Origin of the sequence: Streptomyces sp. NPDC003456 (assembly GCF_042878735.1) — a bacterium.
Lineage (GTDB): Bacteria > Actinomycetota > Actinomycetes > Streptomycetales > Streptomycetaceae > Streptomyces.
The window spans coordinates 341,074-353,938 of the sequence record NZ_JBIAOK010000004.1; the positions used below are offsets into that span (position 1 = coordinate 341,074).

The 12,865-nt window shown below is 72.0% G+C and carries 13 protein-coding genes; 5 read left to right on the top strand and 8 right to left on the bottom strand.

All coding sequences use genetic code 11. The features are described from left to right. Window positions 1–198: 198 nt before the first annotated feature. Window positions 199–939, bottom strand: a complete 741-nt coding sequence (locus ACFYWG_RS17715) for a Mut7-C RNAse domain-containing protein (RefSeq protein WP_376328940.1) — start codon at window positions 937–939, stop codon at window positions 199–201. Between the two features lie 122 nt (window positions 940–1,061). After that, window positions 1,062–1,775 carry a hemolysin III family protein gene (locus tag ACFYWG_RS17720; protein WP_385419978.1) on the bottom strand — a complete coding sequence of 238 codons (714 nt, stop codon included), beginning with the start codon at window positions 1,773–1,775 and terminating at the stop codon, window positions 1,062–1,064. Window positions 1,776–2,099: 324 nt separating this feature from the next. On the opposite strand from ACFYWG_RS17720, the gene ACFYWG_RS17725 reads away from it, so the two are divergent. Further along, window positions 2,100–3,929 (top strand): phosphoenolpyruvate carboxykinase (GTP), encoded by a 1,830-nt coding sequence (locus ACFYWG_RS17725; RefSeq protein ID WP_376328946.1) that lies wholly within the window; start codon window positions 2,100–2,102, stop codon window positions 3,927–3,929. A 202-nt stretch (window positions 3,930–4,131) separates the two neighbouring features. Here ACFYWG_RS17725 and ACFYWG_RS17730 read toward each other — a convergent pair whose 3' ends face one another. Further along, window positions 4,132–4,566, bottom strand: a complete 435-nt coding sequence (locus tag ACFYWG_RS17730; RefSeq protein WP_383505118.1) for an ATP-binding protein — start codon at window positions 4,564–4,566, stop codon at window positions 4,132–4,134. Then, the gene (locus ACFYWG_RS17735) at window positions 4,566–4,769 is read right to left on the bottom strand and encodes a hypothetical protein (protein ID WP_389202099.1); all 204 of its coding nucleotides are present in this window, start codon (window positions 4,767–4,769) and stop codon (window positions 4,566–4,568) included. The genes ACFYWG_RS17730 and ACFYWG_RS17735 overlap by 1 nt, the downstream gene beginning before the upstream one ends. A gap of 157 nt (window positions 4,770–4,926) precedes the next feature. Here ACFYWG_RS17735 and ACFYWG_RS17740 point away from each other — a divergent pair, with 157 nt between their 5' ends. Both ACFYWG_RS17740 and ACFYWG_RS17745 read left to right on the top strand, forming a co-directional pair. Then, entirely contained in the window at window positions 4,927–5,781 is an 855-nt protein-coding gene (locus ACFYWG_RS17740; RefSeq protein WP_389202101.1) for a helix-turn-helix transcriptional regulator, read from the top strand. After that, window positions 5,762–6,052: a DUF397 domain-containing protein gene (locus ACFYWG_RS17745; RefSeq protein ID WP_389202103.1), complete on the top strand. Its 291-nt coding sequence runs from the start codon at window positions 5,762–5,764 to the stop codon at window positions 6,050–6,052. Before ACFYWG_RS17740 ends, ACFYWG_RS17745 begins: the two co-directional genes overlap by 20 nt. Before the next feature lie 92 nt (window positions 6,053–6,144). On the opposite strand, the gene ACFYWG_RS17750 is transcribed toward ACFYWG_RS17745, so the two are convergent. Then, window positions 6,145–6,567 (bottom strand): hypothetical protein, encoded by a 423-nt coding sequence (locus ACFYWG_RS17750; RefSeq protein WP_389202105.1) that lies wholly within the window; start codon window positions 6,565–6,567, stop codon window positions 6,145–6,147. A 129-nt stretch (window positions 6,568–6,696) separates the two neighbouring features. Next, the gene (locus ACFYWG_RS17755) at window positions 6,697–7,908 is read right to left on the bottom strand and encodes a pyridoxal phosphate-dependent aminotransferase (RefSeq protein WP_376328959.1); all 1,212 of its coding nucleotides are present in this window, start codon (window positions 7,906–7,908) and stop codon (window positions 6,697–6,699) included. Between the two features lie 125 nt (window positions 7,909–8,033). On the opposite strand from ACFYWG_RS17755, the gene ACFYWG_RS17760 reads away from it, so the two are divergent. Both ACFYWG_RS17760 and ACFYWG_RS17765 read left to right on the top strand, forming a co-directional pair. Then, window positions 8,034–8,771: a hypothetical protein gene (locus ACFYWG_RS17760; RefSeq protein WP_385419970.1), complete on the top strand. Its 738-nt coding sequence runs from the start codon at window positions 8,034–8,036 to the stop codon at window positions 8,769–8,771. A 162-nt stretch (window positions 8,772–8,933) separates the two neighbouring features. After that, window positions 8,934–9,860: a trypsin-like peptidase domain-containing protein gene (locus ACFYWG_RS17765; protein ID WP_383505062.1), complete on the top strand. Its 927-nt coding sequence runs from the start codon at window positions 8,934–8,936 to the stop codon at window positions 9,858–9,860. Window positions 9,861–9,890: 30 nt separating this feature from the next. Here ACFYWG_RS17765 and ACFYWG_RS17770 read toward each other — a convergent pair whose 3' ends face one another. Next, the gene (locus ACFYWG_RS17770; RefSeq protein WP_389202109.1) at window positions 9,891–11,504 is read right to left on the bottom strand and encodes an amidohydrolase family protein; all 1,614 of its coding nucleotides are present in this window, start codon (window positions 11,502–11,504) and stop codon (window positions 9,891–9,893) included. Window positions 11,505–11,517: 13 nt separating this feature from the next. Further along, window positions 11,518–12,801: an amino acid deaminase gene (locus tag ACFYWG_RS17775; protein ID WP_389202111.1), complete on the bottom strand. Its 1,284-nt coding sequence runs from the start codon at window positions 12,799–12,801 to the stop codon at window positions 11,518–11,520. Window positions 12,802–12,865 lie beyond the last annotated feature (64 nt).

Genomic DNA, 12,865 nt, shown 5'->3' on the forward strand with positions numbered 1-12,865 from the left:
GTCTACCGCGCTCGGTCGTCCACCGTGCTCGACCGTCCGCGGCGCTCGGTCGTCCGCGGCGCTCAGCTGTCCGCGGCGCTCGGCTGTCCGCGGCGCTCAGCCGTCTACCGCGCTCAGTCGTCCGCGGCGCCCAGATGTCCACCGCGCTCAGTCGTCCGCGGCGCCCAGATGTCCACGGCGCTCGGTCGTCCGCCGCGTTCAGCCGTCCACCGCGCTCGGGCCGAAGCTTGCCGTCGCCCGGTCGACGATGGCCTCCAACTGCTCGTGGTGCGCACCCTTCCAGTAGGCCCGGCCGCACGCACCGCACTGCGCGAACACGTCGTAGGTCGCCTGCGTGCCGTGTTCGAGCCGGTCGGCGACCTCCTCCTTGGTCGCCTTGCGCAGCAGCCCGTTGCAGGCGGTGCAGCGCGTCCACGGGCGCAGCTCGGGACGGAACCGGTCCAGGACGTCGTCGAGCTGCTCCTCGGGCCGGGTGCTGTACACGAACGCCCCGGCCCACAGTTCGCGCCTGCGCAGCAGCCCCCGGTCACGGCTCAGCATGACCCGCTGCTCGGCGGCGGACCGGGCGGCCAGCGCGGGGTCGCCGATGTCGGTCGACTCGTAGGCCGTGTCCACGCCGAGCAGCCGCAGCCGGCGGGCCAGCGTGCCCAGGTGGACGTCGAGGAGGAAGCGCAGGGGAGCCCCCGGCACCTGCTGCGGCCGGGTGACGGCCCGTACCGCGACCGACTCCCCGGCGACCGGAACGTGCGAGACCGGCACCTCGCGGCCGTCGGCCAGCAGGACGCCCACCTCGGTCAGCGGCACGCCCAGCGACTCGACGACGTGGCCGAGGCTGGAGACGCCGTCGGTGGCGGTCCGCACGGCGCCGTCCCGGCGGGCGCGGGGGACGAAGACGTGCAGCTCGGGGGCGAATGCGACGAGGATCTCGGGACCGTTCACCCGGTCAGGATGTCACGGGGACGGGTGCCGGTCCGGGGTATTTCCGCCGGGTCCGGCCGCGCTCCGGGACGCCCGCAGCGCGGCCGGTGAGCCGGCGGCTCCCGTGGCCCCTGCCGGGAGGGCTACCCGTGCTGGTAGGCGACCAGGGAGATGCCCACGTAGTGCGCGATGAACGCCGCGAGGGTGAAGGAGTGGAACACCTCGTGGAAGCCGAACCAGCGCGGGGACGGGTTGGGCCGCTTGATGCCGTAGACGACACCGCCCGCGCTGTAGAGCAGGCCGCCGATGACGATCAGCACGAGGACGGCGATGCCGCCGGTGCGCATGAAGTCCGGCAGGTAGAAGACGGCCGCCCAGCCCATGGCGATGTAGCACGGCGTGTACAGCCAGCGCGGGGCGCCGACCCAGAAGACGCGGAAGACGATGCCGGCCGCGGCCGCGGCCCAGATGCCCCACAGCAGCCACTGGCCCTTGGCGTCGGGCAGGAGCAGCAGGGTCAGGGGCGTGTAGGTGCCCGCGATGATCAGGAAGATGTTGGCGTGGTCCAGCCTGCGCAGGATGCCGTCCATCCGGGGGCTCCAGTCGCCCCGGTGGTACAGCGCGCTGACACCGAACAGCAGGCACGCCGTCAGCGCGTAGATCCCGCAGGCGACCCGTCCTCTGGTCGAGTCGGCGAGCGCGGTCAGGACGAGGCCCGCGACGAGGGCGGCCGGGAACATGCCCAGGTGCAGCCAGCCGCGGAGCTTGGGCTTCACCGGGTGCGGCAGGTGGAGCGCCTGCGGACCGCTGCCGTCGTCCGGCGTGTCCGTGGGCGCGTCGGGGGCGAACGCAGTCATGACGGAATGGTAGCTACGGAACCGTAAGTGGCCCATCAACCGGGTCCCTTCCTGGTCGCACGTGGTCGGTTCCACCCCGTCCTGCCCGATGGTCACGCAAACGGACGGTCAGGTGAACGCAACGTGCACGCAAAGAGGGCGCGAGAAACCGTGGCGATCCTCACGTTGCTCACCTGTGCACTCCTCTGGACAGATGGGCGCTCACGTCGGATGATCAAATGAGTGCGGTCGGCACCGGATGAGCGCCAAGTCATCGACAAGCATCCGGGTCGCAGCCCCCACGGGGCCTCCACAACGACACAAATCCCTCATCTAGGAGCAATCGTGGCGCGCGACATCGCGGCTCCCACCGTCCCCACCACCCATCAGGGACTGATCTCGTGGGTCAACGAGATCGCCGAACTGACGCAGCCGGACAACGTGGTCTGGTGTGACGGATCCGAGGCCGAGTACGAGCGACTGTGCGAAGAGCTCGTCGAGAAGGGCACCTTCCGGAAACTCGACCCGATCAAGCGCCCCCACTCCTACTACGCCGCCTCCGACCCGACCGACGTCGCCCGCGTCGAGGACCGGACCTTCATCTGCTCCGAGAAGGAAGAGGACGCGGGCCCGACCAACCACTGGAAGGCCCCCGCCGAGATGCGGGAGATCTTCCAGGGCTCCGAGGGCGAGGGCGGCCTGTTCCGCGGCTCGATGCGCGGCCGCACCCTGTACGTCGTGCCCTTCTGCATGGGCCCGCTCGGCTCGCCGCTGTCCGCGCTCGGCGTCGAGATCACGGACTCGGCGTACGTGGCCGTCTCGATGCGCACCATGACGCGCATGGGCCAGGCCGTGCTGGACGAGCTCGGCTCCGACGGCTTCTTCGTCAAGGCCGTGCACACCCTGGGCGCCCCGCTGGAGCCCGGCCAGGAGGACGTGCCGTGGCCGTGCAACCAGACCAAGTACATCTCGCACTTCCCCGAGGACCGCGAGATCTGGTCCTACGGCTCGGGCTACGGCGGCAACGCCCTGCTCGGCAAGAAGTGCTACGCCCTGCGCATCGCCTCCGTCATGGCCCGTGACGAGGGCTGGCTGGCCGAGCACATGCTCGTGCTGAAGCTCACCCCGCCGCGCGGCGAGGCCAAGTACGTCGCCGCCGCCTTCCCGAGCGCCTGCGGCAAGACCAACCTCGCCATGCTGGAGCCGACCGTCCCCGGCTGGACGGTGGAGACCATCGGCGACGACATCGCCTGGATGCGCTTCGGCGAGGACGGCCGCCTCTACGCCATCAACCCCGAGGCCGGCTTCTTCGGCGTCGCCCCCGGCACCGGCGAGCACACCAACGCCAACGCGATGAAGACGCTGTGGGGCAACGCCGTCTTCACCAACGTCGCCCTCACCGACGACAACGACGTGTGGTGGGAGGGCATGACGGAGGAGGCCCCGGCCCACCTCACGGACTGGAAGGGCAACGACTGGACGCCCGAGTCGGGCGTCCCGGCCGCGCACCCCAACGCCCGGTTCACCGTCCCGGCCTCGCAGTGCCCGATCATCGCGCCCGAGTGGGAGGACCCCAAGGGCGTGCCGATCTCGGCGATCCTCTTCGGCGGCCGCCGCGCCACCGCCGTGCCGCTGGTGACGGAGTCCTTCGACTGGAACCACGGCGTCTTCCTGGGCGCCAACGTGGCCTCCGAGAAGACCGCCGCCGCCGAGGGCAAGGTCGGCGAGCTGCGCCGCGACCCCTTCGCCATGCTGCCGTTCTGCGGCTACAACATGGGCGACTACATGGCCCACTGGATCGACGTGGCCAAGGACAAGGACCAGTCCAAGCTGCCGAAGATCTACTACGTCAACTGGTTCCGCAAGGACGACGAGGGCAAGTTCGTCTGGCCCGGCTTCGGCGAGAACAGCCGCGTCCTGAAGTGGATCGTGGAGCGCCTGGACGGCAAGGCCGAGGGTGTCGAGACCCCCATCGGCATCCTGCCGACCAAGGAGGCCCTCGACACCGACGGCCTGGAACTGGCCGAGTCCGACCTGGACTTCCTGCTCACGGTCGACAAGGAGGTCTGGCGCGAGGAGGCCGCCCTGGTCCCCGAGCACCTCAACACCTTCGGCGACCACACCCCGAAGGAGCTGTGGGACCAGCACCGCGCCCTGGTGGAGCGCCTGGGCTGAACCCACCCCGAACTCCGCGGCCGGCTGGAACCGACAGTGCCCTGACCAGCAACATCGTCACGGCCGGCCGCGGGACCGACTGGCGGGGCCCGCACAACGGCGTGCGGGACACCGGGCCCGTCACCGCCCTCCGTCCGCCCCGACGGAACCCGGCGGCGACCGGCACACTCCCGCCCGCTTCGGCGCGGCCCGCCCCGCGGGCTCACGAACGTGCCGATGGATGACCGAGCGCTCCGGCCGACGCACCGCGTCGACCGGGGCGCTCGGGCGTTCCCGGCACACAGGCGAGCAGCTCGCACCACACCGTCTTGCCACCGGCCTCCTGCTCCACGCCCCACCGCACGGCCAGCGCGTCGAGCAGCGCGAGCCCGCGGCCCGACTCGTCCTCACTCCCGGCTGCTCCGGCCAGGACGGGCAGGGCCCGCGGGTCGGGATCGGTGACCCCGAGGCGGACCCGCCCGCCCTCCTGCCACACCCGTACCGTCACGGGGACGCCCTCCCCGACGTGCCGGACGACGTTCGTGACGAGCTCGCTCGCGCAGAGCTGCACATCGATGCCGTGCGACCGCAGGGCCCGCCGCACGCCGGACACCTCGGCGGGGGTCGCGAGCAGTTCGAGCGTCACCACCGGCCGCATCACGCCGCGCCCTTGCGCAGGGCGGCGGCCAGGGCCTCGGCGGTGAGGAGATTGCAGTTGCCGAGCGCGATCAGCGGCCGGGTGGGGCAACGGGAGGCGAAGGCCGGGAGGTCGAGGCCGAGGGACGGCAGCGTGATGCCGTGCGCGGCGAGGGCTCCTTGCAACTCCTCGACGCAGGCGTCGGCTTCGGCGGGGCTGTGCATGGGGTTCACACCTTCCAGTGCGCTGAGTGACGAACTCCTCACACTGTGGCGCCGGCCGCCGTACCGTGACAGCCCTTCGGCATCCCGCGCCTGATCTGCGCGGACGCGGTGCCGGGTGAGGTAGCGCGCGGTAACGGCACACCAAGGACGGTGAACGATGGGTCAGCGCAAGGACATCGACGGTTCGACGGGCGTCCCGACCTTCTACGGCAGTGAGTTGCGCTGGAAGCGGGAGGAGGCGGGCCTGACCCTCCAGCAACTCGTCGAAGGCAGCTTCTACGGCCCGAGCCACCTCAGCGAGATCGAGCGCGGCACCCGCCGGATGCCGGCGGAACTCGCCGAGCACGTGGACCGGGTGCTCGGCACGGACGGCTTCTTCAGGCGGCGCTGCGAGGACGTGCGGCGGGCGAAGCGGCGGGGGCACGCGAGCTACTTCGAGCGGGTACTGGAAGCGGAGCAGCACGCGGAGACCATCGAGGAGTGGTGCCCGACGCTGATCCCGGGGTTGTTGCAGACGGAGGCGTATGCGCGGGCGGTCACTCGCTCTGCCCACCCTCTGGCTCCGGACGAGGAGGTGGACGAGAAGGTGACTGCGAGGCTGGCACGAGCCCGGTTGTTCGAGGACGACCACAAGACCCCGGAGTACTGGGTGATTCTCCCCGAGTCGTTGCTGCGACAGCCGATCCTGCCGCCGGAGCGGAGCGCCGAACAGTGGGAGCGCATCGCTGAACTCGCTCGATGCCGCCGGATCGTTCCCCAGATCCTTCCGTGGAACTGCGGGGCGCATCCGCTCATGATGGGCATGGCGAAGGTCATGGCCTTCACGGACGCTCCACCGCTGGTCTATCTGGAGTCGCAGTACAGCGGGGACACCCTCGACGATCCGGCTCTCGTGAAGCAGTACCGCAAGGCATACGATCGGCTGAGGGCCGCCGCACTGCCCCCGGAGGCGTCCCTCGCCCTGATCGAGCAAGCGGCTGAGGATGGCGGAAATGGCGAACAGCGCACATGACTTGAAGACAGCGGTCTGGCGCAAGAGCACCTACAGCAACGGTGATGGCGGCGACTGCGTCGAGGTGGCCGAGGCGTTCCCCGGTGCAGCCCGCTGGCGCAAGAGCACTTACAGCAACGGAACGGGCGGCGACTGCCTCGAAGTGTGCGACGCCCACACCGCCGTCGTCCCGGTCCGTGACTCCAAGGTCCCCCACGGCCCGGTCCTCACCATCGCGGCCCCGGCCTGGACATCCTTCGTCGCGTCCCTCAAGTCGGCACCTGCCGTATGACCGCCGGGCGGTAGGGGTTCGTGGCGCCCGGTCCGCGCGTCGCTGCGGGTGCACGCGGACCGGGGCCGTTCGAGGGGAGCCCTGAAGGGGGCTCAGCGGGACGCGAGTGCGCGGGGCTCCAGGGCCGCCGTGTGGGCGTCCATGCGCTCGGCGGCCAGGATCGCGGCCGCCGTGTCGGCGCGCGAGGCGGCGACGACCAGCGCGCGGCCCGCCAGCGTGTGGGCCTTGCGGTGCAGGGCGGCGGCGCCGCGCTCGCGGCCGGTCGCGCCCAGCGCGGCACGCACCGGGGCCCGGCCGCCGCGCAGCCGGCCCACCTGCTCGGCGAGCCGTTCCGCCGCGGCGTCCAGGTCGGCCGACGTCTCCCGGGCGCGCAGCTCGTCCGTGACGGCGAGCAGCGCGGCGAGGTGCCCGGCGAGCTGGATGTCCAGCTCTTCCTCACGGGAACGGTGGGGGAAGTCCGGGTTGGGGCCGTCAGCCGTGTTGTGGACCGACTTGGTGCGGATCGGTTCGTACATGGGAGGGCCTCCTGAGTTCAACAGGAAACCATCCTAGCTTAGATTTCGTCTAAAGTTGAGTCGTTCACAAAACCGGACTGCCTGCACACATACGGTGAGCAGGCAGTCGGTGCGAGGGGGCGGCGGTGATCAGGGCTGGCCGTAGCCGTCGAGGAAGTGGCCGATGCGGCCCACCGCGTCGCGCAGGTCCCCGACGTTCGGCAGGGTCACCACCCGGAAGTGATCCGGCTCGGGCCAGTTGAAGCCCGTGCCCTGGACGACCATGATCTTCTCGCGCCGGAGCAGGTCCAGCACCATGCGGCGGTCGTCCTTGATCTTGAAGACCTTGGGGTCGAGCCGCGGGAAGAGGTACAGCGCCCCCTTCGGCTTCACGCAGCTCACGCCGGGGATCTGCGTCAGCAGCTCGTACGCCACGTCCCGCTGCTCGCGCAGCCGCCCGCCCGGCAGGACCAGGTCGTTGATCGTCTGGCGGCCGCTCAGCGCGGCGACCACGCCGTGCTGGCCCGGCATGTTGGCGCACAGGCGCATGTTCGCCAGGATCGTCAGGCCCTCGATGTAGGAGTCGGCGTGCGCGCGCGGCCCCGAGATCGACATCCACCCGACCCGGTAGCCGGCCACCCGGTACGCCTTCGACATGCCGTTGAAGGTGAGGGTCAGCAGGTCGGGGGCGACCTTGGCGGTCGGGGTGTGCACGGCGTCGTCGTAGAGGATCTTGTCGTAGATCTCGTCGGAGCAGACCAGCAGGTTGTGGCGGCGGGCGATGTCGGTCAGGCCCTTGATCATCGCCTCGTCGTAGACCGCGCCCGTCGGGTTGTTCGGGTTGATGATGACGATGGCCTTGGTGCGGTCGGTGACCTTGCGCTCGACGTCGGCCAGGTCCGGCATCCAGTCGGACTGCTCGTCGCAGCGGTAGTGGACCGCCGTGCCGCCGGACAGGGAGACGGCCGCCGTCCACAGCGGGTAGTCGGGGGCCGGGACGAGCACCTCGTCGCCGTCGTCCAGCAGGCCCTGCATCGCCATCACGATCAGCTCGGAGACGCCGTTGCCGATGAAGACGTGCTCGACGTCCGTCTCGATGCCGAGGGTCTGGTTGTGCATGACGACGGCCCGGCGTGCGGCCAGCAGGCCCTTGGCATCCCCGTACCCGTGCGCCGAGGAGACGTTGCGGAGGATGTCCTCCAGGATCTCCGGCGGGCACTCGAAGCCGAACGCGGCCGGGTTGCCGGTGTTCAGCTTGAGGATCTTGTGACCCGCCGCTTCCAGGCGCATCGCCTCCTCGAGCACCGGGCCCCGGATCTCGTAACAGACGTTGGCGAGCTTGGTCGACTGGATCACCTGCATGCAGGGAGCTTACGGCCCGGTAACGCCTGGCGGGTCGTGTTTTCCGCCACGTGAGACGGGGCGCTTTGGTGGGATATCGCCGTGAGCTGTCCCAGCAGCCCCTTCAGTCCCTAGAATTCGCCGCCATGCCCCAGCAGTTCGAGTACGCCGATGGAGCGAAGGGCGGCGGTCCGCAGGAGCCGCCGCCCGTGTACCTGCCGCAGGAAGCCGCGCCCCCTGCCTACGAGGCGTACGCGGATCCGGCGGCCGCGCACGGATGGCAGGACGCGTACGACACCGGGGACCCCGCCTCGTCCGCGGCGGGAACTGCCGCCGGCGGGTACGCCGACGAGGGGCTCGGTGGTGCGGACAGCACCCGGGAGCTCCCGGCCGTGCCGCCCCGCGGCCGTCCCGGTGCCGGGCGAGGGGCCCGGCGCAAGCCCCGGCGGGGGGCCATGAGCCGCCCGGTGGCCGTCGCCGGGGCCGTGGGTGCCGTGTCGGTGGTGGCCCTGGTCGCCGGGTTCTCCCTGACCGGGTCGTCCTCCGGCGGGTCGCCCGACGGCCGGGGCGGGCGCACCGCTCCGACGGCGGAGGACTCCCCGGCGGCGTCGCCCGCCGGCACCGACCCGGCGGCGACCGCCCAGGCCCCGCTCGCCGGTACGCCGGAGGAGTCCGGCAGGCCGTCCGGCGCCGCGTCCGGGAGTGCGTCCCGCACGGCGAGTCCGGCCCCGTCGGCGACCGCCACGGACGGCGCGTCCTCGCCGGCCGGTGGCGGCGCGACCAGCGCCCCGGCGGAGCCCGCGCCCACGGCCACCTCCACGGCCCCCGGCAGGTTCGACGGGAAGCCGGGGCGCGGCCCGGGCGGTACGAAGGGGCCCAAGTAGCGGACCGCTGAGACCCGTTGAGCAGGGCAGGGGACACAGTGCCTGATTCCGGTTGCGGATCGGGTTCTTGTGCCCGCCCCTCGCGACGATGACAATGCACATGACAACAGTGCGGGCGGCCGGAGTTCCTCCGGCCGCCTCCGTCGCAAGAGGGGACCCCCCATGAGAAAACCTCTCGCCGCCGCGTTCCTCGCCCTGGCCATAGCCGGGGCCGGCGCGGCTCCCGCGACCGCCGCCGACGTCGCCCCCACGGGCGTCGGCAAGGCCGCGGACGCGGGCCCGGTCACGTCCGCCGTGTCGGACGTGGTCGAGTCCGCCGGGCAGACGCTGTCCGGGCTCACCCGGCCGTCGGCCAGTGCCGTCTCCTTCGCCGGCACCGTCGCGCTCAGCAACTGCTCCGGCTCGGTCGTGCGCATGCCGGACTCCGAGAGCGACGACCCGGCGCTGGTGATGACCAACGGCCACTGCCTGGAGTCGGGCTTCCCGGCCCCCGGGCAGGTGCTCGTCGACAGGTCGTCCAGCCGCACGTTCAGCCTGCTCAACGCCTCCGGCTCGCGCGTCGCCACCCTGCGCGCCGCCAAGCTCGCCTACGGCACGATGACCGACACGGACGTCGCGCTGTACCAGCTCACCACCACCTACGGGCGCATCAAGAGCGCGTACGGCATCGACGCGCTGACGCTGAACGACGCCCACCCGGTCGCCGGCACCGCCATCAGCATCCCCTCCGGGTACTGGAAGCGGATCTACAGCTGCAGCATCGACGGGTTCGTGCCCACCCTGAAGGAGGGCGGCTGGACCTGGAAGGACTCGGTCCGCTACACCTCCGCCTGCAACACCATCGGCGGCACGTCCGGCTCGCCGGTCGTCGACCAGGCCACCAACAAGGTCGTCGCCATCAACAACACCGGCAACGAGGACGGTGAGCGCTGCACGGTGAACAACCCGTGCGAGGTCGACGCGAACGGCAACGTGACGGTCCGCCAGGGCATCAACTACGCCCAGCAGACCTACGGCATCCCCGCCTGCGTCGGCATCGACAGCAAACTCGACCTCAGCGCGAGCGGCTGCACCCTGCCCAAGCCGTAGCAGGGAAGCCTCAGCCTCCGGGCCGGGTGGTCACGCGGGTGGTGTCCTGCGGACCGCCCGGCCCGCCAGTACGTCCGTGCGGTGGCCGTCCTCGATGACGAAGCGGCCGTCCACCAGGACGTACGGGATGCCCGTCGGCGGCGTGCGCGGCTCGGCGAACGTGGAGCCCGCCGCCACCGTCGCCGGGTCGAACAGCACCAGGTCGGCCACGTATCCCTCGCGGACCAAACCCCGGTCGGGCAGGCGCAGCCGCGCCGCCGGGCGCGAGGTGAGGTGTGCGACGCACTCCTCCAGCGACAGCACCCCCAGCTCCCGGACGTAGTGGCCGAGGTAGTGGGGGAAGGTGCCGTAGGCGCGCGGGTGCGGCTTGGCGCCCTGGAGGATGCCGTCCGACCCGCCGGTGTGCACCCGGTGGCGCATGATCTCCCGGACGTTCTCCTCGTGGCCCACGTGCTGGAGGATCGTCGGAGCCAGCCGGTCCGCCAGCAGCAGCCCCCGCGCGGTCACCCAGGGCTCCTCGCCCCGCAGCGCCGCGGACTCCGCGACGGTCCGGCCGACGAAGGCGGCCAGGGCCGGATCGCCCACACCGGAGATCTCGATGGTGTCCCACTCGACGGGCACGCCGTGGCAGCCGTCGGAGCCGGTGACCTCCAGGTGGTGGCGGATGCGCTCGGCGGTGCCGTCGTCCGCCAGCCGCCGCAGGGTCTCCTCCGGGCCGCCCTCGCTCGCCCAGCTCGGCAGGACGGCCGCGAGGGTGGTGCAGCCGGGCGTGTACGGGTAGCTGTCGAGGCTGACGTCCGCCCCGTCCGCCAGAGCCTCGTCCAGCAGGGCCAGTAGCTCGGGCGCCCGGCCCTTGTTCACGCCGAAGTTCATGGTGGCGTGGGCGAGATGGAGGGAGCAGCCCGCCTCCCTCGTCAGCGCGACCATCTCCCGGTAGGCCTCCAGCGCGCCGGCGCCGTAGGAGCGGTGGTGCGGGCAGTAGTAGCCGCCGTAGGACGCCACCACCCGGCACAGCTCGGTCAGTTCGGCGTCGCGGGCGTACATGCCGGGCGTGTACGTCAGCCCCGACGACATGCCGACCGCGCCCTGCTCCAGGCCCTCGGCGACCAGCTGCCGCATCCGGTCCAGCTCCCGCGGGGTGGCCGGGCGGTCCTCCCAGCCGACGGCGAGCGCCCGGACCGTGCCCTGCGGGATCAGGTAGGCCGCGTTGACGGCGATGCCCCGGTCCAGCCGGTCGAGGTACTCGCCGACCGTGCGCCAGTCGAAGTCGATGTCGTCACCGGGCCCGTTCCACCCGGCGATCGCCCGGCGCACCTCGCCGAGCGTGCGGTCGTCGACCGGCGCGTACGACAGGCCGTCCTGGCCGATGACCTCCAGCGTGACGCCCTGCGCGGCCTTGGCGCTGTGGTCGGGGTCGCGCAGCAGCGCCAGGTCGCTGTGGGCGTGCATGTCGACGAAGCCGGGGGAGAGGACCAGCCCCTCCGCGTCCAGCTCCCGGCGGGCCCTCGGCCGCTGGCAGCCGGCCGCCGCGGCCTCCTTGACGATCCCCACGATCCGGCCGCCGTCGACCACGACGTCGGCGCGGTAGGCGTCCGCGCCGGAGCCGTCGACGACGTCGGCGTCCCGGATGACCAGCTCTTCCATCGCCCCCGGCCTCCTAGAAGAACGTGCGCACGTAGTCGACGACCGTGCCGTCGGCCTCGGCGACGGGGATCAGCTGCCACTTGTCGAACGAGGTGCACGGATGGGACAGGCCGAGCCCCACCCAGTCGCCGACCTCCAGGTCCGCCTCCGCAGCGGTGCTGAGCCAGGCGTGCTGGTCCGACAGGGCCGTCACCGTGACGCCGGTGGCCGGGCGCTCGGCACCGCCGCGGCGGACCACCTGGGCGAACGGCAGGTCGAGGTCGTGGGCGGCGTCCCGCTTGCCCGCGTTGGCGAAGGCCTGCTCGGCGGAGGGCCGCGACACCACCTGCGCCCACAGGCGGAACGCCGGCTCCAGGGCGCCCTCCTCGGGGACCCGGTTGAACGGGGTGAGCTTGCGGTAGTGGCCGTCGTCGTGCGAGACGTAGGCGCCCGAGCGGAGCAACCTCAGCACCGGGAGCGACAGTTCGGGGATCTCCGCGAAGACGTCGGCGACCGCGTCGAACCAGGCGCTGCCGCCGGCGCTCACCACGACCTCGTCCAGGCCGGTGAACCGCCCGGCCCTGTCGAAGTCGGCGGCGAGCGCGACCAGCCGCCGCAGCCACGCCGTCACCCGCTCGGTGTCGGCCTGCGGGACCTCGCCCTCGTAGCCCGCGACGCCGGCCAGGCGCAGGGTCCGCACGGCCGCCACCGCGTCCGCGACCGCCGCGCACTCCGCCTCGGTGCGGACACCGGTCCGGGCGCCCTCGCCGGCCGCCAGCTCCACGACGACGTCCAGGGGGCGCGTGGCGCCGGCGCTCCGCAGTGCGGCGTCCATCAGCTCCACGCCGCGCACGGAGTCGACGTAGCAGACGAACCGGAACTCCGGGTCGGCGTCCAGCTCGGCGGCGATCCAGCGCAGGGCCGCCGCGTCGACCAGCTCGTTGGCCAGGAACACGCGCCGGGTGCCGAACGCCCGCGCCACCCGCACCTGGTGCGGCACGGCCAGCGTGATGCCCCACGCCCCGTGCTCGATCTGCCGCTGGAACAGCTGCGGCGCCATGGACGTCTTGCCGTGCGGCGCGAAGGCCAGGCCGTGCCGGGCCGCGTAGGTCTCCATCAGCCTCAGGTTGTGCTCCAGCCGCTCGGCGGACAGGGCGAGCACGGGGGTGGTGAACCCGTCCGTGAAGAGGTTGCGGCGCTGGGCGGCCAGCTCGCCGACGGTCAGCCCGCAGGCGTCCGGCGGCAGCCCCTTGAAGCGGTGGTCGACGCGCTCGGCGGCCAGCCGGGCGAGGGACTCGGCTGCGGTGTCGGCTGGCATGGACCCTCCTGATCAGCGGTGTTGCATAGAATGCAATCGTCATTGCGTATATCGCTCAACGCTG